18 protein-coding genes and 1 pseudogene are annotated in these 22,407 nt (G+C 71.0%); 10 read left to right on the forward strand and 9 right to left on the reverse strand.

Annotated elements, in window-relative coordinates:
• The first annotated feature begins 8 nt into the window (after window positions 1–8).
• The 4 genes and pseudogenes from ACZ7N4_RS33575 to ACZ7N4_RS33590 all read left to right on the forward strand — a co-directional run bounded on the left by ACZ7N4_RS33575 (window position 9) and on the right by ACZ7N4_RS33590 (window position 4,039).
• Window positions 9–1,508, forward strand: a complete 1,500-nt coding sequence (locus tag ACZ7N4_RS33575; protein ID WP_471366277.1) for a glycoside hydrolase family 43 protein — start codon at window positions 9–11, stop codon at window positions 1,506–1,508.
• Between the two features lie 281 nt (window positions 1,509–1,789).
• Window positions 1,790–2,146 (forward strand): annotated as a pseudogene (locus ACZ7N4_RS33580) (glycoside hydrolase family 5 protein); the annotation flags it as partial.
• A gap of 166 nt (window positions 2,147–2,312) precedes the next feature.
• The gene (locus ACZ7N4_RS33585) at window positions 2,313–3,356 is read left to right on the forward strand and encodes a X2-like carbohydrate binding domain-containing protein (protein WP_471366425.1); all 1,044 of its coding nucleotides are present in this window, start codon (window positions 2,313–2,315) and stop codon (window positions 3,354–3,356) included.
• Window positions 3,357–3,619: 263 nt separating this feature from the next.
• Complete coding sequence (locus tag ACZ7N4_RS33590) at window positions 3,620–4,039, forward strand: DUF3592 domain-containing protein (RefSeq protein ID WP_471366280.1); 420 nt, start codon at window positions 3,620–3,622, stop codon at window positions 4,037–4,039.
• Between the two features lie 145 nt (window positions 4,040–4,184).
• Here the strand turns inward: ACZ7N4_RS33590 and ACZ7N4_RS33595 are convergent, their stop codons facing one another.
• Window positions 4,185–4,406 carry a ferredoxin gene (locus ACZ7N4_RS33595; RefSeq protein ID WP_471366282.1) on the reverse strand — a complete coding sequence of 74 codons (222 nt, stop codon included), beginning with the start codon at window positions 4,404–4,406 and terminating at the stop codon, window positions 4,185–4,187.
• On the reverse strand, window positions 4,403–5,602 hold the full coding sequence (locus ACZ7N4_RS33600) for a cytochrome P450 (protein ID WP_471366286.1): 1,200 nt from the start codon (window positions 5,600–5,602) through the stop codon (window positions 4,403–4,405). Before ACZ7N4_RS33600 ends, ACZ7N4_RS33595 begins: the two co-directional genes overlap by 4 nt.
• A gap of 248 nt (window positions 5,603–5,850) precedes the next feature.
• Here ACZ7N4_RS33600 and ACZ7N4_RS33605 point away from each other — a divergent pair, with 248 nt between their 5' ends.
• Window positions 5,851–6,372, forward strand: a complete 522-nt coding sequence (locus ACZ7N4_RS33605) for an NUDIX hydrolase (RefSeq protein WP_471366430.1) — start codon at window positions 5,851–5,853, stop codon at window positions 6,370–6,372.
• Between the two features lie 77 nt (window positions 6,373–6,449).
• Here the strand turns inward: ACZ7N4_RS33605 and ACZ7N4_RS33610 are convergent, their stop codons facing one another.
• The gene (locus tag ACZ7N4_RS33610; protein WP_471366290.1) at window positions 6,450–7,709 is read right to left on the reverse strand and encodes an MFS transporter; all 1,260 of its coding nucleotides are present in this window, start codon (window positions 7,707–7,709) and stop codon (window positions 6,450–6,452) included.
• 9 nt (window positions 7,710–7,718) lie between these two features.
• Complete coding sequence (locus ACZ7N4_RS33615; protein ID WP_471366293.1) at window positions 7,719–8,516, reverse strand: GntR family transcriptional regulator; 798 nt, start codon at window positions 8,514–8,516, stop codon at window positions 7,719–7,721.
• Between the two features lie 364 nt (window positions 8,517–8,880).
• Here ACZ7N4_RS33615 and ACZ7N4_RS33620 point away from each other — a divergent pair, with 364 nt between their 5' ends.
• Entirely contained in the window at window positions 8,881–10,905 is a 2,025-nt protein-coding gene (locus ACZ7N4_RS33620; RefSeq protein WP_471366298.1) for an alpha/beta fold hydrolase, read from the forward strand.
• 155 nt (window positions 10,906–11,060) lie between these two features.
• Here the strand turns inward: ACZ7N4_RS33620 and ACZ7N4_RS33625 are convergent, their stop codons facing one another.
• A complete protein-coding gene (locus ACZ7N4_RS33625) occupies window positions 11,061–11,534 on the reverse strand; it encodes a hypothetical protein (RefSeq protein WP_471366301.1) in 474 nt (157 codons plus the stop codon).
• A gap of 179 nt (window positions 11,535–11,713) precedes the next feature.
• On the opposite strand from ACZ7N4_RS33625, the gene ACZ7N4_RS33630 reads away from it, so the two are divergent.
• Window positions 11,714–12,421, forward strand: coding sequence for a hypothetical protein (locus tag ACZ7N4_RS33630; RefSeq protein ID WP_471366305.1), 708 nt, complete (start codon window positions 11,714–11,716; stop codon window positions 12,419–12,421).
• A gap of 76 nt (window positions 12,422–12,497) precedes the next feature.
• Here ACZ7N4_RS33630 and ACZ7N4_RS33635 read toward each other — a convergent pair whose 3' ends face one another.
• Window positions 12,498–13,163 (reverse strand): TetR/AcrR family transcriptional regulator, encoded by a 666-nt coding sequence (locus ACZ7N4_RS33635; protein WP_471366310.1) that lies wholly within the window; start codon window positions 13,161–13,163, stop codon window positions 12,498–12,500.
• 307 nt (window positions 13,164–13,470) lie between these two features.
• On the opposite strand from ACZ7N4_RS33635, the gene ACZ7N4_RS33640 reads away from it, so the two are divergent.
• The 3 genes from ACZ7N4_RS33640 (at window position 13,471) to ACZ7N4_RS33650 (ending at window position 17,881) form a co-directional block, all read left to right on the forward strand.
• Window positions 13,471–14,793 carry a UDP-glucose dehydrogenase family protein gene (locus tag ACZ7N4_RS33640; protein ID WP_471366315.1) on the forward strand — a complete coding sequence of 441 codons (1,323 nt, stop codon included), beginning with the start codon at window positions 13,471–13,473 and terminating at the stop codon, window positions 14,791–14,793.
• A gap of 142 nt (window positions 14,794–14,935) precedes the next feature.
• Entirely contained in the window at window positions 14,936–16,144 is a 1,209-nt protein-coding gene (locus ACZ7N4_RS33645; protein ID WP_471366318.1) for a glycosyltransferase, read from the forward strand.
• A 120-nt stretch (window positions 16,145–16,264) separates the two neighbouring features.
• Complete coding sequence (locus ACZ7N4_RS33650; protein ID WP_471366324.1) at window positions 16,265–17,881, forward strand: MDR family MFS transporter; 1,617 nt, start codon at window positions 16,265–16,267, stop codon at window positions 17,879–17,881.
• 250 nt (window positions 17,882–18,131) lie between these two features.
• On the opposite strand, the gene ACZ7N4_RS33655 is transcribed toward ACZ7N4_RS33650, so the two are convergent.
• From ACZ7N4_RS33655 to ACZ7N4_RS33665, 3 genes are read right to left on the reverse strand one after another with little or no spacing between them, the layout of a single operon-like run.
• Entirely contained in the window at window positions 18,132–19,082 is a 951-nt protein-coding gene (locus tag ACZ7N4_RS33655) for a ThiF family adenylyltransferase (protein ID WP_471366330.1), read from the reverse strand.
• A gap of 41 nt (window positions 19,083–19,123) precedes the next feature.
• Window positions 19,124–20,368 carry a hypothetical protein gene (locus ACZ7N4_RS33660; protein ID WP_471366333.1) on the reverse strand — a complete coding sequence of 415 codons (1,245 nt, stop codon included), beginning with the start codon at window positions 20,366–20,368 and terminating at the stop codon, window positions 19,124–19,126.
• Window positions 20,365–22,407, reverse strand: coding sequence for a B12-binding domain-containing radical SAM protein (locus ACZ7N4_RS33665; protein WP_471366337.1), 2,043 nt, complete (start codon window positions 22,405–22,407; stop codon window positions 20,365–20,367). Before ACZ7N4_RS33665 ends, ACZ7N4_RS33660 begins: the two co-directional genes overlap by 4 nt.

Consider the following 22,407-nt stretch of genomic DNA (forward strand, 5'->3'; position numbering starts at 1 on the left):
CTGGTGGCTTGTCAGACACCGGCCCCGTCAACCCCGTGCTACCGGGTTTCCATCCCGACCCCAGCATCTGCCGGGTCGGCGGCGACTACTATCTCGCCTGTTCCAGCTTCGAGTACTTCCCCGGTGTACCCCTCTTCCACAGCCGCGACCTGGTGCACTGGACGCAGATCGGCAACGTCCTGGACCGGCCGAGCCAGCTGGGTCTGTCCGCCGGCGTGCCGTCCTCCGCCGGGGTCTACGCCCCCACCCTGCGCCACCACGACGGACGCTTCTGGCTGATCGTCACCGATGTCCAGGAAGGCGGCGGTCACCTGATCGTCACCGCGACCGACCCGGCCGGTCCGTGGTCGGATCCCGTCCGGCTCGACGGCGTGCCCGGCATCGATCCCGACCTGGCCTGGGACGAGGACGGCACCTGCTGGTGCACCGTCGCCGGGGTGTCGCAGGTCCGCATCGACCCGTACACCGGGAGGACGTACGGGCCCCCGCGGAAGACGTGGTCCGGCGCGCCCGGCGACAAGGCCCCGGAGGCGCCGCATCTGTACCGGATCGGCGACTACTGGTACCTGCTCATCGCCGTGGGCGGCACCGAGCGCGGCCACGGCGTGGCGGTCGCCCGCGGCCCCAGGCCCGACGGCCCGTTCGAGCCCTGTCCCGCCAACCCGATCCTCACCCACCGCGGCACCGACCACCCCGTGCAGAACACCGGGCACGCCGATCTGGTCCAGGCTCCCGACGGCTCCTGGTGGATGGTGCTGCTCGGCGTACGGCCGCGTGGCGGCACCCCCGGCTGGCACGTGCTCGGCCGGGAGACGTTCCTCGCCCCCGTGACCTGGGTGGAGGACTGGCCGGTCGTCGGCGAGGTCGCCCTGGACCTGACGGTTCCGCCGTGGCCCCTTGTGCCCGGCCCGGAGCAGGAACGGCGGGACGACTTCGGCCGTAAGGCACTGCGGCCGGCGTGGATCTCCGTGCGGGACCGTCCGGCGGAGCACTGCACCACCGAGGAGCGCCCCGGATGGCTGACGCTCCGCGCGCGGGACGGCGGCCTCGACGCCCCCGGCGTCGTCTTCACCGGCCGGCGCCAGCAGCACCTGTCGTGCCGGGCGCGCACTCTGGTCGACCCCTCGGAGGGCCGCGGCGGCCTGGCCGTACGGCTGGACGAGCGGCACCACTACGCGGTCGAGGCGTCCGGCACCGAGGTGCGGGTCGCCGCACGCGTCGGTCCGCTTCGCACGGTCGTCGCGACGCATCCGGTACCCGACGGACCGATGGTCCTCGGCCTCACCGTGACCGACCCGCCGCCTCCGCACGGGCCGTGCACGGGACCCGATGTCGTCTCCCTCGGCTTCGAGCAGCCGGACGGCACCTTCACCGTGCTCGCGACCCTCGACGGCCGCTATCTGTCGACCGAGGTGGCCGGCGGCTTCACCGGTCGCGTCATCGGCGTGTACGCGGCCGTCGGCACCGTCCACTTCGACTGGTTCGACTACGAACCCCTCACACGGTGACCACGGATCCGACCGCCGTCCCGACCACCGGTCCGAGCACCGACAGACCCCCGATCCGACCCCGTCGCGACATCCGACCGAAAGGAACGACAGGTGAAGGACATACGGCCCTCCGCCCCCCACCGCAGCTGCGGTCCCGGGCGCCTGGCCGCCCTGCTGCTGACGCTGCTCGTCGTCGTGGGCCTGTCCAGCGCCACCCGATGGCGGCGGCCGGGAACCCGGCACACCCGACACGGTCGCAGGTCCGGGTTCCGGCCTCCGCCATGGGCCCCGTGGCGGCCATGCAGCCCGGCTGGAACCTCGGCAACACGCTGGACGCGATCCCCGACGAGACGTCCTGGGGCAACCCACCGGTCACGAAGGCCCTGTTCGACACCGTGCGCGCACAGGGCTTCCGCAGTGTCCGCATCCCGGTCACCTGGACCGACCACCAGTCCGCCACCGCCCCCTACGCCATCGACGCCACCTTCATGACCCGCGTCAAGCAGGTGGTCGACTGGGCGCTGGCCGACGGACTGTACGTCGTGCTCAACGTCCACCACGACTCGTGGCAGTGGATCGCGGACATGCCCGCCCATCACGACGAGGTCCGGGCCCGCTTCGACGCCGGCTGGTCGCAGATCGCCACCACGTTCCGGGACGAGCCGCGCTCCCTCCTCTTCGAGAGCGTCAACGAACCGCAGTTCAACAACGCCACGGACGCGCAGAAGATCCAGCTGCTGGACGAACTCAACACCTCCTTCCAACACCATCGTCCGCGGCTCGGGAGGCGGGAACACGAGCCGTCTGCTGGTCCTGCCCACGCTGGGCTGCACACCCTCGCAAGCCCTCATGGACGACCTGTCCGCCACGATCGGCGCGTTGGACGACCCCTACCTGGTCGCCACCGTGCACTACTACGGCTGGTACCCGTTCAGCGTGAACATCGCGGGCGGCACCCGGTACGACGCCACCGCCCAGGAGGACCTGACCGACGCCTTCGCCCGCATGCACGACTCGTTCGTCGCCAAGGGCGTCCCCGTCTACCTCGGCGAGTACGGCACCCTCAGCTGGCCCGACTACACCCATCCCGACTCCATCGAGCGGGGCGAGGCCCTGAAGTACCTTGAGCAGCTCGGGCACCAGGCGCGTGTCTCCGGGGTCACCACCGCCCTGTGGGACCCCTTCTCCTACCTGAACCGCTCCACCCTCCGGTGGCGGGACCCGGCACTGTTCGCCTGGATCAGGTCGAGCTGGACCACTCGCTCGGGCACCGCCTCCTCCGACAAGGTCTTCGTGCGGAAGTCGAGCCAGATCACGGCCCGGACACTCACCCTCGACCCGAACGGCACCACCTTCCGGGGACTGTGGCAGGGCGGCACCCGGCTCGTCGCGGGACGGAACTACACGCTCTCCGGCAACCAGCTCACCCTCACGGCCGCCGCTCTGACCCGGCTGACCGGCGATCACGCCTACGGGGTCGGCGCGACGCTCCGGGCCCGGTTCTCCCGGGGGCTGCCCTGGAACGTCGACATCGTCACCTACGACCCTCCGGTCCTGTCGAACGCGACGGGCACGACGGACTCGTTCACCGTTCCCACGCGGTACCACGGTGACGAGCTGGCGACCATGGAGGCCACGTACGCGGACGGCAGCAACGCCGGCCAGGCCGACTGGACCCCGTACCAGGAGTTCAACCGCGCCTTCTCGCCGGACTACTCGGGCGGCCGGATCAGTCTGACGCCCGACTTCCTGGGCGCGCTGCGCGACAGCGCCACCGTAACCCTGACCTTCCACTTCTGGAGCGGCACGACCGTCACGTACCACGTCACCAAGTCCGCGGGCTCGGTCACCGGCAGCGCGTCCTGACCGACCGGCCGCTCGCCCTGGTTCCCCGCTCCCCCGGGCAACCAGGGCACACCTGCGGGCCGGCCCGACCGGTGTCCGTCCTGAGCGGAACGCCTCGGTCGGCACACGCTCGACTGACCGGATGTGAGCCGCGTCCGGCGGACCACTCGACCGGCCCGGTCCACGGCGCCGGGCAGTGCCTCGGAGTCCGTGTCGACGCCGACGCGTTCGACTCCGGAGAGGCGTGATCCAATGGGTCCGGTGGACAAGGGAGTGGCGGACTCATGGGCGGATTGATCGGGGCGGGTGTTCCGCTGCTGCTCGGGGCGGTGTTCATGGCCATCGGCCTCGCCCTCCGGCGTCGTACGCGAAGGCTGCGGCAGCAGGGGGTGAAGGCATGGGGGACGATCGTCCGGTTTCACACGGTGCGCGACGTCGACAACGGCCCCCCGATGTACAGCCCGGTGGTCCAGTGGGTGACCGGCGACGGCCGGACCGTGGAGGGCGTGTCCCCTATCGCCAGTAACACGGCCGGTCATCTCCGCACGGGTTCGGTGGTGACGGTCTTCTACGATCCGGACAACCCGAAGCGGATGCTCATCGACGGGCACGACGGCGCCGCGCTGGTCACCGTCTTCTGTGTCGTCGGGGCCGTGTGTCTGGCGGCCGGCCTCCTGGTCGCCGGGATCCTGGTCGCTGCTTGACGGGCCCGCGGCTCCCCGGGAGCGTGCACGCGAGAACGGGCACCCCCGAGTCGTATCCGGCACTGCTGAACGGACCCTGACGGCGGGCGGTCCTGGTGCGGGCCGGCCCGCGCGAGCAGGCAGTGCGGGAGTACGTGCCCCGGCGTCAGGAACCGCCTGGATCCGGCTCGTGCAGCGTGATCGCTCCGGAAGGGCAGACACCGGCGGCCATCTGTGCGGCCGCGCGCTGAGCGGCGGGCGGTTCCGGGTTCAGCAGGAGCACGCGACCGTCCTCACCATCCTGGTCGAAGACCTCGGGGGCGGTCAGTGCGCACATCCCGGCGCCGATGCAGCGTTCACGGTCGACGTGCAGACGCGTCGTCCTCATGACTGCTCCTTGTCCCAGGTGACCGGGAGACTCTTGACCCCGAAGATGTCCGCGGTCTCCGGGCGCAGGACAACCTCCTCAGCCGGTACGGCCAGACGCAGCGTCGGGAAACGGTCGACCAGCGCGCGGAACGCCACCCGCATCTCGATGCGGGCCAGTTGCTGCCCCAGGCACTGGTGGATGCCGTGACCGAAGGCCAGATGCCCCTCGTAGGGCCTGCGGAGGTCGAGCACGTGCGGGTCGGTGAAGCGCTCGGGGTCGCGGTTGGCGGTGTGGTACGACAGGACCACCGTCGTGCCGGCCTCGATGGTCTGGCCGCCCAGCTCGACGTCCTCCAGCGCCGTCCTCCAGAACGTCTTGGCGACGCTCAGATACCGCAGCAACTCCTCCACGGCCTGGTCGGTGAGCGCGGGATCGGCGCGCAGCGCGGCCAGTTGCGCGGGGTTCCGCAGCAGTGCGAAGGTGCCGAGGGAGAGCATGTTCGCGGTGGTGTCGAATCCGGCCGACAGCAGGATGAGGCTGATCCCCTTCAGCTCCTCGTCGGTCAGATCGCTGTCGGTGAGATCGCTGAGCACATCGTCGGTGGGGTTCGCGCGCTTGGCGGCCACCAGCCCCGCGAGGTACTCCTGGGTCGCGGTGTAGGCCGCTATCAGTTCCTCGTCGCTCGCCTCCCCGCCCATGAAGGTGTCGATCTGCTCCTGGAAGGAACCCCGGTCCTCGTACGGCACCCCCAGCAGCTCACAGATCACGACGGTGGGAATGGGCTTGGCGAACGCGGTCACCAGGTCCGTCGGCGGGCCGGCCTTCTCCATGGCGTCCAGACAGTCGGCGGTGACCTGCTCGATGCGTTCTGTCAGCAATCGCATCCGCCGTACGGTGAACTTGCCCACCAGCGGCTTCCGGTAGCGGCTGTGCTGCGGTTCGTCCGTGAGGAGGAACTCGCCGGGCGGCGCCGGGGGGATCTCGAAGTCGACCACGTTCAGGAGCTCCTTGCGGGAGCTGAACCTCGGGTCGGCCAGCACCGACCTGACCAGGTCGTACCCGGTGATCATCCAGCCGGGCTTTCCGCCGGGGTGGGTGTAGCGGCTGACGGGGCCGTGCCGGCGGGCGTCGAGCAACTCGGCCGGCGGGTCGAAGGGGCAGCCGGGCCGGCGCTCCGTCGGCAGCGTCGTGACGGTGTGGAGAGACTCACTCATAGCCATTCCTCATTTCACGACATGACGTTTTGAGTGCTCGAAAGCTACGTTGCGTTCATGGTTCCGTCAATCAACGTGTGCACGTTATTGCAGGTCAACGGCAGGAAACTGATGCAATGGCCCTGAGACCGAATGCAACATGGCGTTGCCATGACGAGCGTTGCACGCAATGCCGCCCCGTCCGCAGCGGGATGCGGCCCGCCGAGGGGCCGGGCCGGAGGCGGTGGGTAGCATCAGCGTTCGTGGCGATGACGAAGAGGTGCACGGCCCGGGTTCTCCTGGTGGACGATGCCGATCGTCTGCTCCTGCTCTGCGGTCGTGACCCCCGCAGGCCAGGGGCGAAATGGTGGTTCACCGTCGGCGGCGGCGTCGAGCGGGGCGAGGACTACCCCGAGGCCGCCGTGCGGGAGGTGTGGGAAGAGACGGCCCTGTCCCTTCCCGTGGAGCGGCTGAGTCCCGTCGTCTGGACCCGGCAGGCGATCTTCACCGTCGACGGCCGGGTCTTCGACCAGTACGAGGAGTACCGTCTCGCCCGGGTCACCGCTGAGGAGGCCGACGGGATGGACATCCGGACCGAGGAGGCCCGTTACGGGCATCACTGGTGGTCGACAGCGGAACTGGCCGACACCACGGAGACCGTCCGGCCCAAGGGGATGGCCACCCTCCTGCCCGCCGTACTGGCAGCCGTCGGCCTCGACCGGCCGCCCGTCCATCTGGGCGACTTCGACGAAGACACGGATCCGGACCGGTTCGCCTGCGCGTCCCGCTGAGGGTCGGCGAGGTCGCGGGCGTCGCCGACCGGGCCGACGCCGCTGTGCCCTGGCGGGAGCGGTGCGGGCCGGCACGCTCAACGCACCGGCTCGGGACTCCTTTCCGAGGGCAGTGCGCGCATGGTCCGGAGCGGCGACAGGAAGGTGGGAAGGACGCTCAGCGTCATACCGGCCGCACCGATCCACAAGGTGGCCGCCGCGCCGAACACGGAGCCCGACACCCCGCCCAGGACGCCTCCCAGAGGGATGCCACCCCAGGACACGAACCGAGCCGTGGCGCTGACGCGGCCCAGCAGCCGATCCGGCGTGAGGGCCTGCTGCAGGCTGGACTGGGCCACCACCCGGACCACTCCCCCGAGAGACAGCGTCGCGAGACCGATCGCGGCAACGCACACGCTCCAACCCGGTCGGGCCAACGGCATCAGGACCGTCCACGGGCAGGTGACCAGGGGAGCGAGCCAGATGACCGGACCGTGTCCGACGCGCTGGGAGGCCCGGGTCGCCGACAGCGCGCCCAGCAGGGCACCACAGCCCATCCCCGACAGGATGAGGCCCACGTCGAAGGAACCGAGTCCCAACTCCCGTCGCAGGTACACCAACAGCATGGTCTGGTAGACGACGAGAGAGAGATTGAACAGGGAGTCTCCCAGCATCATGGCCCGCAGAACGGGCCGTCGGAGAACGTACCCCAGTCCCTCCTTGATCTCCCGGCCCAGATGAGGGCGCTCACTGGACTCGGGCTTCTGCTCGCGTCTGCGGATGGTGCCCGCGAGCAGGCCGGACACGGCCATTCCCGCCGAACTCACCAGCAGCGTCACCGGCGCACCGATCAGGCCGACCATCGGTCCGGCGATCGACGGTCCGCTGATACTGGTCACCGAGCGTACCGCCGAGAGTTTCGAGTTCGCCTCGACAAGACCGTCCCGTCCCACCAGGTGTGGCAGATAGCTGACGTAGGCGACGTCGAAGAAAACGGTGAGGACTCCGTGGACCAAGGCGACCGCATAGAGCCACCAGACCGTCAGAAAGCCGGCCCACCAGGCGACCGGTACCGTCAACAGGACCAGTGAGCGTGCGGCGTCGGTGCTGATCATCACGGACCGTTTCCGCATGCGGTCGACCCACGCGCCGGCCGGTAACCCGACCAGGAGCGAGCCTGCGGTGGTCATCGCCGTCAGCAACCCGACCTGGAAGTTGCCGGCGTCCAAGGCCACGATCGCCACCAGGGGGAGGGCGAGGAAGAGGATGCGATCGCCGAGCTGCCCGAGGGCGGTGGCGGCGAAGAGACGGCCGAAGTCGGGATCACGCAGGAGCCCGGGTCGGCGGGATGTCGACATAGCGGTCTCCTAGGGGTGTTCGTGCCTTCGCGGTGCCGGTTTCCGTGGCTGCGGCACCTCGGCCGCGAACTCGTACACCACTTCCCGGCGCGCGTCAGGGATGACGATGTCGGCGGTTTCCACCGGGCGTCCGTCCGTGTCGTAGATGGTCCGCTCGATCCGCAGCACGAGGTCGCCGATACTGATGCCCAACAGGGTCGCGTGTGTCCGGGTGGCCCGAGCCGGGCGCGGCATCTCGACCACCGTGTCGATGAGCACGCCGATGGAGCGCATGCGCTCGACCACCCCTTTCCCCGCCAGGGGGCCCGTCTCAGGCAGCACGATCGGTGTTCCGCCGGTGATGGCCATCGGTTCCCAGGACTCGGAGAGCTGGACGGGCTGACCGTCGGCGAGGAACTCGTAGTGCGTGCGGACGCAGAGGTCCCCGGGGCGGACGGCGAGCCGCTCGGCGATCGCCTCGGGAGCGGGGACGCGCGCCTGGCTGCACGAGTCCCAGGCGTCGGCCCTGCCCCGTTCCCTGATGCCGGCGCCGTACGGAGAGCCGCCCCGGCGTTCACGGTGGCGTGAGCGGACCAGCCGCAGGCGCTCGCGCGGTGTGCGGACGTAGGTGCCCGAGCCGGCGCGGCCTTCGAGGAGGCCGTCGATGATCAGACGGTCCATGGCTCTCTGGACGACGTTGCGCCCGACGCCGTACTCCTCCGCGAGCCGCACCCGGGACGGCAGCCGCTCCCCGACCTGCCACTCCCCCGCCAGGATCCGTGCGCGCAGCATGTCGGCCACGGCAAGGTAGGGCGCTTCTCTGGGCACGGCTGATTCTCCGGTTGTTCCGTCGGGAGCAGTGGGTGATCCGGGCTGCCTGGGCAATGTACTGAACGCTCGGGAAGCTACTGGAGTAGAAATACGCTCAGCGCCCGGAGTTGCCGGGATCAGGGCGACCGGGCCGGCGTGCTGTTTCTTCGGTCTCCGACCCGGCCGGCTCCGGGGCGAGCGGCGGGCGGAGGCCGGCTCCATGGGGGTTGGTCGGCGCCGCTTGATCCTTCGCTGTCGAGGTCCCCGACTTGGTCCGGGTCGAGCACACGTCTCGCTGCCATGCCGGGCTCGCCGGCACCACATGAAGGCGGTGCGGGGCCGCCCCTGTCACGGGCGGGGCGTGGCAGGCAGGATGATCGGCATGACCCCCTTCTCGGACGAAGCCGACGCTTTCCACGGCCAGTTGGCCGGACACCCCCGCCTGTCGGACTTGGTTCTGGCGCCCGATGGGACCCGCTTGATCCTGACGGTGTACTCGGTCGACGACGAAGGCAGCGGGCACGATGCGACGCTCTGGGAGGTCGACCCCTCGGGTCAGGGCGAGAGCCGGCTCCTGGCTCGGACCGTCGAGGGTGACTTCGCCCCGGCGTTCACCGCGGACGGGACGCTGCTGTTCCTCTCGGACCGCCAGGACCGTCAGGGTTCTCAGGGTTCCGACTCCGCCGGTGACGACGGAACGGGTACGTCGCTGTGGGCGTTGCCCGAGAACGGTGAGGCCAGGCGGATCGTCGGCCACCCGGGGGGCATCTCCGCCTTCACCGTCGCCGCGCGTGCCGACACCGTCGCCTACACCGCCGACCTCCTGCCCGGCGCCCCGGACACCGAGTCGTACGCCGCCTCTCTGCGTGCGCGCGAGAACGCCGGGGTCACCGCGGCCTTGTACGAGGAGACGGTGACCGGGGTCTGGGGTGCGGCCCTGGGGCCGGACGAACCGCACACCTTCGTCCTGCGCTCCGACGGGCCCGCGGTGAACGCCGGCAGCCAGGGTCTGGCGGGCGAAGCGGACGTGGCGCTCTCACCGGACGGCTCGCTGGTGGCCTACACGCGGGCCGCGACCGGTCGTGCCCCGGACACGAACACGGTGGTGGTCGCCGACGCGGCCACGGGTGTCCGGCGTCGCGTCCTCTCGCGCCCTGGTCATCAGTACTACCGCCCGGTGTTCACGGCCGACGGCTCGACGCTGGTGTGCCAGCGCCAGCGGGAGGAGAGGTACGACACGGAATGGCGCGTCACCCTGGTCGCGTTCGACCTCGCCTCCGGTGAAGAGACCGACCTGCTGCCGGAGTTCGACAACTGGCCGTGGCCCGGACGGGCGGTCCTCTCGCCGGTACCCGGCGACTCCACCTTGTGGTTCACCGGGGACGAGCGGGGACACTGCCCGGTCTTCCGCCGCGACACGGACGGCACGGTCACCCGACTGACCGCGTCCGGCGCCTACACCTCGCTGTGCGTGACAGCCGAGGGGACCACGCTCTACGCGCTGCGCAGCGCGATCGACAGCCCTCCCCGGGTGGTCCGGCTGGATGCCACGACGCCCGATCAGCAACCCGACCTCCTCCAGGCCCCCGGCGAGTTCCGCCGGCTTCCCGGCACCCTCACCGAGGTGTGCGCCCAGGCGGACGACGGCTTCCCGCTGCGCGCCTGGCTCGTTCTGCCCGAAGGCGCCTCGCCCGAGCGTCCGTCACCCCTGCTCGTCGTTCCGCACGGGGGGCCGCAGGCGTCCTGGAGTGCCTGGACCTGGTCGTGGAACCCCTGGCCGTTCGCGGCACGGGGCTACGCGGTACTGCTGCCGGACCCGGCCCTGTCCACCGGCTACGGGCAACGGATGCAGGAACGCGGCCGGGGACAGTACGGCGGTCAGCCCTACCGTGACGTCATCGCGCTGACGGACGCCGCACTGGCACGCGCCGACCTCGACGCGACCCGGACGGCCCTCGCCGGCTGGTCCTACGGCGGCTACCTGGCCAACCGGGCGGCGACCCGCACCGACCGCTTCAAGGCCATCGTCTCCGCCGCCGGTATGTGGAACCTCGAGGCGTTGCAGACCGGCACCGACATGCACGCCTACTTCCGGAAGATCTTCGGCGACCCGCGCACGCAACGGGAGCGGTACGAGGCCGACTCGCCGCACGTCGACGCGGCGAGGGTGACGACGCCCGTGCTCATCGTGCACGGCGGCAGGGACCACCGTGTGCCGATGGGCCAGGCACTGAGCCTGCACCACGATCTCCAACGGCTCGGCGTGCCCGTCCGGTTCCTGCACTTCCCGACCGAGGGCCACACCATCGGAGCACCGCACCACATCCGCCTCATGTACGAGACGGTGCTGAACTTCCTCGACCACCATGTCCTCGGACAGGAGTGGCGACGGCCCGCGATGCTCTGACCGGGACGACCACACGCAGCCTCGGCGATGGCATCGATCACCTGCTGGACGGCGGTCAGGGAGCCGCCATTCAGGGGACCGGAGGCACCGGCCGTCTCCCCCTCGTCACGAAGGCAGTCGGCGGAAACGGCGCGGCCCCGGCGTAAGTCGCCGCGTCACCGCTCGGCTACGGGTGGCCGGCGGGCGAGGAACTCCTCGAACGCCGCCTTCTGCTTCGGGTCCATGAAGCCCTGGCGGACGTCGCGCGCCTGTTCCCGGAGCCAGTGCGCCTCGTCGGGGTGCAGTAGCTCGGCCACCACCACACCTCCGCGAGCGACCGCGGTGCGCCCTCCCACGCGACGGCGGAAGAGGGTGAACGCCCCGTACACCGCAGGGTGGGCCAGTTCCGGCTCGCCTGTGCCAGCCCGCTCCTCGCCCTCTGCGTCACTCGTCGGGTAGGCGGTGGGGGCCCAGTGCTCCCAGAGCGCCAGCGTGGCCGCGGGCACGAGCACGGCGTGCTCCGCCTCCGTACGTCCCTCCCACAGGAACGCGATGTCGACGGGCTCTCCGACCGCCTCGGCGAGCCCGAGCACCCGCTCCATCTCGTCGTTGACCGGATAACCCACCTCTACGTCCATCCGAATGCCCATGGCATGTGAGGCTACCGGCCGCTTCCGACCTGCCCGGCCCCCACGGAGAGCGCAGGGACCACCGCCACCGGTCTCCGCTCCCCCGGCGACTGACCACTCCGACTGGCGAGTGGCGACTGGCACTCCGCCTCGCCCACCGGCCGATGCGCCTGTCGATCCCTCGGTGCGAGGATGGTGACGTGCTGGATGCGATCGAGTCGGTGAACTGGGGTGCGGTACCCGGCCACCCCCGCTGGTACGACCCGGCGCGTGCCGCCAGGGGTCTGCGCGCCCTGACGGACGCGGCGAGCCTGGAACAGGCGGCCGAGGCAGGCACGCTGCTGGACGGTGGCGGCATCGTCCACGGCCACAGCGCCGCGGTGTTCCCGGCGGCTGTCGTCGCGGCGCCTCTGCTCCTCGACATCGTCCGGCAGGGCCACCCGGCAGCCGCGGACACCGCGTTGGGCCTCCTCGATCAGGCCCTGTCGTCCTATCCCCACGCCGAGTACACGCGCGTGACGACCCCTTACGGCGCAGCGGTGCCTGTCTGCTGCGCGATCGCCCACCATCTGCGGGCCCGTACGGAGCTCCTCGCGGGGCGGGGCAAGCGGGGAAGGGCGTTGCTCGCCGAGGCGGCCGAGCACTGGCGCTTCGAGATCCGCGAGTGCGTCGCCGACGGCGACGACACGGCGGCGTTCGGGACTTTGGCAGGCTGTCTCCCGGACGGTGTGCACGCGGCGGAACTGCACGTCGCCGTCGACTTCGACGTCCTGGACGAGGTCACCCTGGAATACCCGCCCGAGGAGGAGTCCCGTGAGGCGTGCCTGCGCGTGAGGGGGTGTCGCCCCGGCGAACTGCCACCGCGCGCCGTCCTGTTGCCGGCGGAGTGCGGTGAACGCGTCCACTGACCGGCCTCTCGGGCGGTACGAGGGCTGACCGGACGGGTCGTCGGCGCATCTGGGGGTGCCCCCTCGCACGCTCCGATCAGTGGTCGTCCGTGCCGGACTGGCCGTTGCCGGGCTCGGGCGGCTCCCCGTCGGACTCCGGCACGGGGCCCAGCAGGACCTCGATGCCCGCGCGCAGGTAGCGTTCCAGGGCGGCGTCGGGTGCCGAGAGCAGGGCCGGGGGGCGGATCTCCGTACGCATCAGGCTGGTGCCGAGCATCCAGGCCGCCAGGAGTTCCGCTCGCAGGCCGGCGTCGGGGCCGCCGAGGCGGGAGGCCAGGCGCTTGGTGAACACCTCCGTGAAGTCCGCCCTCAGCCGGGCGACCGCCTCGTCCCTGCCGGAGGAACGCAGCACCGACAGCACCGGATGCGGGAAGTCGCCGTCCTTGGGCGCCCCCAGGAGCAGCGCGCAGAACCAGTCGGGGATCGTCTCGACCGGCTCCCGCAGCAGCGGCTCGAATATCTTGCCGGTGCCCGTCACATCGTTGAACAGCGCTTCCTTCGAGCCGAAGTAGCGGTAGACGAGGGCGGCGTCCACGCCCACGTCGCCCGCGATGTCGCGCACGCTGGTGCCCTCGTAGCCGTACTTGCCGAAGCGGAACGCCGCGGCGGCCCTGAGCGCGGTGCGTGTGCGCGAGGCCGAGCGCCTGTGGGCAGGCCGGCACGCCTCCGCCTCCGAGGCCTCGCCGTCGTGTGCTGCGGTCACGTCACCGCACCTTTCGTCGTCTGCGAACGTCCCGTCGTCCGCCCCATGTTCCAGCCCGCCCCATGTTCCAGTCTGGAGCGACTGTCTCAAAGTCACCGACCGATGTCACCCATCGTTGACTTGTGTTCGCGCCGCATGCCATACCTGAGGCAGGTCAACGATTGATGACTTGAGAACTCGCTGTACCGGGCCGCACGACGGAGTCGGCCCGTTCCAGGTCGCCCGCACGGCGCGGTGGCGCACGTCCTCGACACGCGTGCCGGCGCCGCCGCGCGCGGGCCCCACCGACCGGAAATGGTGATCTTCTGTGCCTGCTCGTCATGTCGCCGTGATCGGAACCGGCTACGTCGGACTGACCACCGGTGCCTGCCTCGCCTCCCTGGGCCACTCCGTGGTGTGCGCCGACGCCGACCCGCACAAGGTCGAGCGGTTGCGCGAGGCCCGCGTCGACATCCTGGAGCCCGGTCTGCCGGAGACCGTGCGGGACGCCCTGGAAGCGGGCCGACTGGAGTTCACCGGCGACACCGCGGCCGCCGTCGCGGAGGCGGAGGTGGTGTTCCTGTGCCTGCCCACGCCGATGGGAGCGGGCGGCGCGGCCGACCTCGCGGCCGTGGAGGCCGTCGCCGGGCAGATCCGCGAGGTACTGCGACCGGGCTGTGTCGTCGTCAACAAGTCGACCGTGCCGGTCGGCACCTGCGAACGGGTCGCCGCGCTGCTCGGCCGTGCCGACGTGACCGTGGTGAGCAACCCGGAGTTCCTGCGCGAGGGCCGCGCCGTCCACGACTTCCTGCACCCCGACCGCGTCGTGATCGGCGCCGCCGACCGGGACGCCGCCCGCCGGGTCGCCGACCTGTACTCCGCCCTGGACGCGCCTTTGGTGCTCACCGACCCGGCGAGCGCCGAACTGACCAAATACGCGGCGAACTTCTTCCTCGCGATGAAGCTGTCGTTCGCCAACAACCTCGCCACTCTCTGCGAACGCCTGGGTGCCGACATCGCCGACGTCACCGAGGGAATCGGGCGCGATCCGCGCATCGGCTCGGCGTTCCTGCGGCCCGGGCCGGGCTGGGGCGGCTCCTGCCTGCCCAAGGACACCCATGCCCTGTTGACGGCGTGCGACCAGTCGGGCGTCGACTTCCCGCTGCTGCGCGCCACCATCGAGACCAACGTCACCCACCAGCGCCGGCTCGCCGAACGCGTCGCCGTGGCGTGCGGGCGCGGTGAGGGCGGCTCGCTGGACGGCGTACGGCTCGCCCTGTACGGCTTGACCTTCAAGGCCGGCACCTCCGACCTGCGCGACTCACCCGCGCTCGCCGTGGCCCGGTTGCTGCGCGACCGGGGCGCCGAACTCACCGCGTACGACCCGGCGTTGCACGAGGAGCGACCCGACCTGAGCGACCTGGTCGAGCTCGCCGACGACCCGGTGCGGGCCGCCGAGGGGGCCGCGGCCTGTGTGGTCCTCACCGAGTGGCCGGAACTGCGGGACCTCGACTGGGCGGCGATCGCCGCGCGTATGACCGGCCACGAGGTCCTCGACTTCCGCAACCTGCTGGACGCGGACCTGCTCGCCCGGGCCGGGCTGACCCTGCAGGGCATCGGACGTGCGGGCAGCGCGGCGCGGGTGGCCTGACGCGGGAACCACGCGACCGCCGTGAAGCGGGAACAGGGCGGCCGGGGATCCGCCACCGGCACCCCGGCCGCCCCGCCACCCCCTCCCTGCGCCACCCCCTCCCTCTGCCATTCCACCTTCCGTCGAGAGAAAGGCCCAGCTCATGCGCGTTCTCTGCACCACGCTCGGCAGTCCCTCCCACGGGCGCGCTCAACTGCCTCTGCTGCGCGCCCTCGCCGAGGCCGGGCACCAGGTGCTGGTGGTCACCACCGACGCCCTCGCCCACGTGTTCCGGGACGACGACGTGACGGTGAACGCCGCCTTACCGCGGTTCGACCCGCTCGCCATGATCAGTCCGTACGCGGCCGAACTGCCGGAGACCATCGACCTGACCGGGCCGGCGCCGGCGCTGTCCCGGTTGCTGATGCGGGCCTTGGCCGGGCCCGGCGCCAAGCCCCACCTGGACATCCTCCTCCCCCTCGCCCGGGAGTTCCGCCCCGATCTGATCCTGCGGGACGGCATGGACATGAGCGCGGTGCTCACCGCCGAACTCCTCGGTGTGCCACAGCTGCCGACGCCCTCCGGGTTCAGCAACATCATGGATCCCGCCGAGGTGCTGCCACTGCTCAACGAACGGCGGCGGGAGCTCGGGCTGCCCGAGCGGGACGATCCGCTGTCCGTCGTACCCCACGGTCGCGTCGACTACGTACCCCCCGCCTTCTCCTTCTCCCGGCACCTGCCGCCGACCTGGTCGTACCGGCAGACCGTGGACGTCGAGCGGCACGCGGTGCTGCCCCGGTGGGCCGCCGGACTGCCCACGGACCGGCCCCTGGTCTACGCCGCGATCGGCACCGCCCTGCCGACGCTGCGGGAGCACACGGCGGACCGGACCGCCCCGTCGCCGGTGAAGGTGCCGGACACCGCCGAAAGCCTGCGCGCGATCGTGGGGGCGGCGGCCGGACTGGGCGACTGCACCGTGGTCGTGTCGACCTCCGGCGTCCCCCTGGACACCGGCGGGCTGCCCGGGCACGTACACGTCACCGAGCGCGTACCGCAGCCGCTCCTGCTGGAGTCGGTGGACCTGTTCGTCACCCACGGCGGGTTCAACAGCATTCGCGAGGCCCTGCGCACCGGCACACCGCTGGCGGTGCTGCCGCACTTCGGTGATCAGCACGCCAACGCGGAGCGTGTGGAGGAGCTGGGTGTGGGCCGCCGTGTCACCGACCGCAGCGCGGAGGGCATCGCCGGTGTGTGCCGCGAGCTGCTCGCCGATCCCGTGCCCCGGGCCCGGGTCCGGTCGGCCCGGCTGGAGATGCTGACACTGCCGGACGTCGGGCAGGCGGTCGCCGACCTGGGCGGCCTCGCCGGATGACCCGCCTGCCTCCGCCCACGGGGGCCGTACCCGTACCCGTACCGGAAGACGGGTACGGCCCCCGACACCTGTAGCGCGCCCCTGGCCCGAACCCGAAGCTCCCACCCTCTAGGACGACTTGTGACCTCCTCCGACACCCGGCGGCAGGGTGCCGCCGGGGACGCGCCGGGGCGGCTCGGCCACCGGCAGATCACCACGGTCATGTCCGGTCTGGTCCTCGGCATGTTCCTGGGGGCACTGGACCAGACGGTGGTCGCGTCCGCGCTGCGGACCATCGCCGACGACCTGCACGGGCTGACGGCCCAGGCGTGGGTGACCACCGCCTACCTGATCACCGCGACCATCGTGACACCGCTGTACGGCAAACTCTCCGACATCCACGGCCGCCGGCCCGTCTACCTCGCCGCGATCGGTCTGTTCACGGCCGGCTCCCTGCTGTGCGGTTGCGCCACGTCGATCCACGAACTCGCGGCGTTCCGCGCCGTGCAGGGGCTCGGCGGCGGCGGGCTGATGTCGTTGGCCATGACGATCGTCGCCGACATCACGACCCCACGGGAACGCGGCCGCTACCAGGGCTACTTCATGGCCGTGTTCGGTGGCGCCAGCATCGTCGGACCGCTGGCGGGCGGGGCCCTCGCGGACCGGGAGACGCTGCTCGGCATCGACGGCTGGCGCTGGATCTTCCTGCTCAACGTGCCGCTCGCCGCGGTGGCCGCCGTGGCGATCGTCCGCGTCCTGCGGTTCCCGCACCGGCGGGTACGGCACCGGCTCGACTACCCCGGAGCCCTCGCGCTGGCCGCCGGGATCGTGCCGCTGCTGACCGTCGCCGAGCAGGGCCGCGCCTGGGGGTGGGGCTCGTCCCGGGCGCTGCTGACGTACACCGTCGGGGTGCTGGGGCTCGTCGTCTTCGTGCTGGTGGAGCGGCGGAAGGGGGACGCCGCGCTGCTGCCGCCGCGGCTGTTCCGCATCCGCGCCTTCCGGCTGGGTGTCGCCCTGCACTTCGTCGTGGGGATCGGCATGTTCGGCGCGATGACGACACTGCCGCTGTACCTCCAGATCGTGCGCGGCATGAGCCCGATGGCGGCGGGGCTCGCCACCCTTCCCACCGTTGCCGCGAATCTCGCCGTGACGCTCCTGGTCGGCCGGTTGATCGCGCGCTCCGGCCGGTTCAAGGTGCATCTCGTCGCGGGTATCGGCTCGTTCACCGCGGCGATGCTCGTCTTCGCCACCCTGCGCGTGGACAGCCCGCTGTGGTACGCCGCGCTCGGCATGGCGCTGATGGGCGCGGGGCTCGGTGCGTCGATGCAGACGCTCACCACGCTCGCGCAGTCCGAGGTGCCCCGTACGGAGATGGGCGCGGCGACGGCGTCGGTCAACTTCTTCCGTTCCAACGGCGGTACGGTCGGCACCGCCGCCTTCCTCTCCGTCCTGTTCTCCACGGCGGCCGGCCGCATATCCGAGCGGCTGGCCGAGGCCCGCCACGACCCCGCCTACCGCCGTCTGCTGGCCCGGCCCGACAACGCCCACGCCCTCGCGGGTGTCCTGCGTCCGGGCGGCGGCGTCGACCTGGAGGACTCTGCCTTCCTGCGCGCGCTCGACCGGAGCGCGGCCCTGCCGTTCCTGGAGGGGTACGTCGCCTCCATGCGTGTCGTCTTCCTCGCCGGAGCCGCGGTGGCCCTGGTCGCGTTCGTGATCGCGTCCTGGAGGGTCCCCGACCTGACGCTCTCCGACGAGTAGCCCCGCGGGCGGCGCTGCGGCCGGGGCGGTCAGTCGGAGAACCGGTCGTGCACGACGTGGGCCCAGCCGCCGTCCGGCCGGCGTCGGAGGATGACGGTGGTGGTGGACACCACCGGCCCCGGACCCGGCCGGGTGAGGATGGCGGTGCCCGACGGAGGCGATGTCGTCGACGCATCGGAACTCGTGCGGGTGCGCCAAAACTTGACGGGCGCTCACGAGATACCGGGGCCAGAGCTCTCCTTCCGCACTCTCAGGTCAAGGCCGTCCCCAGCAGCTCGACCCGACGCGAAGTCGTTCGGGCGCTCACACCGAGTATGCCGAAGATGAGATCACGGCCCATCGTCGCACCCACCAGCGTATTGACCGGGCCGAACGAGGCCGCCATAGGCGTAACCGCGGCTCCGGCCGCGGCCTTCGCCTCCTGGAGCGACGCGAGGAAGGCCGGGACGTCGGCGGGCCGGATCAGCGGGCCGCTCGATCCCGTCCGGAGGCCGCATCCGCCCGTGATCATCGACACTCCGCGTTCCAGACACGCCTGGGCACACAGTTCCGGCAGCGACGCGGGACGGTCGGCCGCCACGACGAGGAACCCGCCTTCGCGCAGGTGGGGCACCAGCGCCTCGCTGGTCGTGATGGTCTCCATGGCGGTGGTGAGCTCCGCTTCGGGGAGGCGCTCACGCACCCACTCGCCGGCCGCGTCGACCTTTGGCCGTCCGACGTCACGACGCCGGTAGAGGTACTGGCGGTTCAGGTTCTCCAGCGCGACCCGGTCGCCATCCACGAGCGTGAGTCCGCCCACACCCGCACCCACCAGCTCGGCCAGCACCACGCCGCCGATGCCGCCGACGCCGAGGACGGTCACGTGCGCCGCGCGCAGCTGTTTTTGTGCCGCGCCGGCGTCCAGACCCAGGGCCGCGAAGTACTCGACCTGGTTCCGCCAGGCGGACGACTGCCACGAACGGTCGAACGGTGCGACGACGAGGCGGAGCCGAAGGAGCGTGCGCACGATGGCGTCCGTGTTCCCTCCGCTCGGCGCCGGAAGGCCCAGCGGGTCGTCGGAGACCGCTTCGAGCCATGCGAACATCGCTTCGGGGCAGCGCCGGACCAGCAGCACCTCGTCGGAGAAGACGCGCAGCTCGTCGCCGTTGCGGGACCAGGTCGCCGCAGGCGAGAGCACGTAGCGGTCGCTTCCGTCAGCCATCCCTGGCCTTCCTTCGTAGCGAGATCACCGTTTGCCGGGGGTCAGGGAGAATCGGCGCGCCAGCTGAACCGGGGGAAGCGCACGGCGTCCATCGACGGCCAGGGCCGACCCGCCAGTGCCTCGTGCTGCAGCCAGTGGCCTCTGAGCCGCAGCAGCGGCAGGGTCTGGCACTGCTCGCGCACCGCTCGCCGCAGCTCGTCGGCCGCGTCCTCGTCGTCCGGGTCCTCGGACAGCCGGCGCAGCAGCGGCGCGAGGACCGGGTCGCGGCGTCCCGGGTCGAGCAGGTCCAAGGCGCCGAACGGATCCTCGAAGAGCGGACCCCGCAGGGCGAGGAGCAGGTCGAAGGACTGGGCCGAGCCCGAGACGAAGTCGGCGGGTGCCAGCTCGACATCGACGCCGAGGTTCTCGGTCAGCTGGGCCGCGACCTCTTCGGCCACGCCCAGGTTGGGGTAGTAGTCCCAGTACCCCAGGCGCAACCGTTCACCGGCGCCGGCGGTGCTGGGCGGTGCTTCGACGTGGTGGTCGGGCGCCGCCGACTCCACGCCGTTCCAGCACCGGGCGACCAGGCGGTCGTAGCGGAGCGCGCCGAGGAGCCGGCGGCGGAACCCCGCGTCGCCCACCGCGGACCGGCTGCCGGGGACGACCTCCAGGCACATCTCGATCGCGGTCGGTGCCGTATGGAACGCCCGGTCGTCCGCGAAGTCCGGGACGCGGTCGAGCGGAAACGCCGTCGCACACGTCACGTCGACCTCGCCCCGCCGGAACCGCTCCGGGGCACCGTGCGGATCCCGGCGCACGAGCACCCGCACGGGGGGCGTGCCGGCCCTGACAGGTTCGAGCCAGTACTCGTCGTCGGTGGTGCGCACGGCACGCTCGTACGCGCCGGAGGACAGCTGTCCGCACGAGGAGATGGGAGCGAGGTCGACGCTCTGGAGCAGGCTGGGGAGGTGCGGCACCGGGCGGCGGAGCTCGATGACGAGCGTGTCCTTCGAGGTGCGGACCGCGCGGATGTCGAGCAGGAACCGCTGGAGCGACGGCACCGTGAGAGCGGTCCGGATCGCCCGGGCGTGATCGCTCGCACGCACCGGGCTCCCGTCGGAGAAGGACGCGCCCTGCTGGACGCGGTAGTGCTGGCTGAGCCCGTCGTCCGTGACCCAGAGGAGGTCGAGCCGGCTGTGCTGGCTCGCCGAGGCGAACCAGCGGCTCAGGTAGTCGCCTCCCGTGGGTCCGTGCCATCGGATCGGGTCGTCGTCCACCTCGACGACGACGGGGCGCATGGTGCTCACGGGGTCAGGAGGGTGTTGTCGGCCGCCGGCGGAGTCCGCTCGGGGGCGTCCGGTGAGGCGTCCATCCGGGCACAGAGTCCCGCCACCGCCGTCGCGACCTCGCGCAGCCGGCCGGGGGCGACCTGGGCGAGGAGGGCTTCGCGTTCCTCGGGCCCGCGCGGTATGAGGGCCTTGAACATCCTGGCCTGCGCCGGTGTCAGGCGGAGAGTCGACACCTCCGCCTCGCTCGCGCGATACACGACCACGACGGTGGGACGGTCCAGCTCCGGCTCCCAGGTGATCTCCCGCGGGTCGGAGACCATCGCGACGACGTCGACGTCGAGGTCCGCGGTCAGGAAATGCGGCTTCTCCCTCACGGTGGCGGGCCGCCGGTACACGTTGACGAGTTCTTCCTCGACCTCGTCGCCGCGGAACTCCGCGAGCATCGAGTCGTACGTGAACAGCGCCCTGGCGGTTCGCGCGTGCGCGCCGTCCAGCCTCACCAGAATCTCTTCGAGCGCTTCCTCGACCGGCATGCCGGACCGCTCCAGCAGTGCGTCGACGACTTCCACGTACGTGAGCCCCGCGCCCTGCTTCAGGAAGCGCAGCAGGTGGTAGTAGCGACGCGTGAAGTACCGGGAAAGGCGCAGCACGTCCTGGTAGTACTCGTACTCCCGGTTTCCGCTGCGGATGAAGCTGAAGCCGGTGAAGATCTCCGCCTCTTCCCTGATGAGCGCGCGGACGTCCGGCGGGAGGAAGGTTCCCATGACGTCGAGTTCGCCCTTGAGCGGTTCGAGTTCGGCCCGGTACTCGTCGGTGATCTCGGCACCGGGAAGCGGCTGGAGCACGCTGAGGTCGCTGTTGACGGCCCCGTAGGCGATCGCGTCGAACACGACCTCCAGAGACTTCTCGAGGTCCTCGGCGGCTTCCTCCGGGTAGCCGACGATCGTGTTCGTCTCGAACTGGATGCCGACTTCCTGGGCGGACCGGAAGAACTCGTAGGTCCGCTTCGTCGAGGGCATCTTCAGCATGGACTTGAGGATCTTCTCCGATCCCGCGTCCGTGCCGCAGAAGATGTTGAAGCACCCGGCGTCGGCCATACGACGCAGAAGGGACGGATTGACGTTGTCCGGCCGGACCGCGCAGCCCCACTCGAAGATGTCGTTGTGCTCGGCGAAATAGGACACGAACTCGTCGAGGTACGTGCGCTTGTTGGCGAAATTGTCGTGCAGGAAGTTGAACTGGGTGACTCCGTAGGTGCGGTGCAGGAACCGCAACTCGTCGAGGATGACCGCAGGGTCCTTGATCCGGAAGTCGCGGTCCCAGAACGTCGACGTCATACAGAACTTGCACGAATAGGTGCACCCGGAGCCGATGTGCACATCGAAGATGTGCGGGGTCGAGAGCCGGATGTAGTCGCCCATCGGTACGGCGTCGTACGCGGGCATCGGCACGAGGTTCAGGTTCGTGGTCGGCTGCGGCCCGCTGGACACCACCTGGCCGTTCTTGCACGACCAGAAGCCGCGCACCTCGGCGGGGTCCACCCCGTCGGCGAGGGCGTCCGCGAGAGCGGTGATCGCGAGCTCTCCCTCGCCACGGCACACGAAGTCGACGCAGTCGGCGAAACGCGGGAGGGCGTCGGGGAAGACACCGAACGTCCCGGGTCCACCAAGCACCACCGTGACATCGGGCCGGAGCGACTTGACCCGGCGCCCGATGAGAAGGCACGACGGGAGGGTGTCCGCGAGGCAGGTGAGGCCGACCACGTCGGGATCGGCGGCGAACAGACGCTCGCAGGTCTGGTCGAGCCAGTCGGCGTCGCCGGGCTCGAAGGCACCGATCCGGTGCTCGTACTCCAGGTCGACGACGACGGTGGGGTGGCCATGCGCCATCAGGGGCGAGGCAATGCAGAGAAGTCCGAGAGGAACGAAGAAAGGGGAATTGACGTCGGAATTGATCAGGGGCCGACCCAGCGTCACGCGAACATTCCGCGTGGACGAACGGACCGACACCTGGCCCTCCCCGGCGAACGAGAGGGCCAGTCGTTTCGGAGTCGCCAT

The sequence above is a fragment of the Streptomyces sp. NPDC107654 genome (assembly GCF_055639035.1).

What these genes read in the sequence shown, in the direction of transcription:
- ACZ7N4_RS33620 (WP_471366298.1), top strand. Translation starts at nt 8,881, where the DNA reads ATGACCCCCTTCTCGGACGAAGCCGACGCTTTCCACGGCCAGTTGGCC.
- ACZ7N4_RS33625 (WP_471366301.1), bottom strand. Translation starts at nt 11,534, where the DNA reads ATGGGCATTCGGATGGACGTAGAGGTGGGTTATCCGGTCAACGACGAG.
- ACZ7N4_RS33655 (WP_471366330.1), bottom strand. Translation starts at nt 19,082, where the DNA reads ATGGCTGACGGAAGCGACCGCTACGTGCTCTCGCCTGCGGCGACCTGG.
- ACZ7N4_RS33665 (WP_471366337.1), bottom strand. Translation starts at nt 22,407, where the DNA reads ATGGCGACTCCGAAACGACTGGCCCTCTCGTTCGCCGGGGAGGGCCAG.
- ACZ7N4_RS33590 (WP_471366280.1), top strand. Translation starts at nt 3,620, where the DNA reads ATGGGCGGATTGATCGGGGCGGGTGTTCCGCTGCTGCTCGGGGCGGTG.
- ACZ7N4_RS33600 (WP_471366286.1), bottom strand. Translation starts at nt 5,602, where the DNA reads ATGAGTGAGTCTCTCCACACCGTCACGACGCTGCCGACGGAGCGCCGG.
- ACZ7N4_RS33610 (WP_471366290.1), bottom strand. Translation starts at nt 7,709, where the DNA reads ATGTCGACATCCCGCCGACCCGGGCTCCTGCGTGATCCCGACTTCGGC.
- ACZ7N4_RS33645 (WP_471366318.1), top strand. Translation starts at nt 14,936, where the DNA reads ATGCGCGTTCTCTGCACCACGCTCGGCAGTCCCTCCCACGGGCGCGCT.
- ACZ7N4_RS33595 (WP_471366282.1), bottom strand. Translation starts at nt 4,406, where the DNA reads ATGAGGACGACGCGTCTGCACGTCGACCGTGAACGCTGCATCGGCGCC.
- ACZ7N4_RS33605 (WP_471366430.1), top strand. Translation starts at nt 5,851, where the DNA reads ATGACGAAGAGGTGCACGGCCCGGGTTCTCCTGGTGGACGATGCCGAT.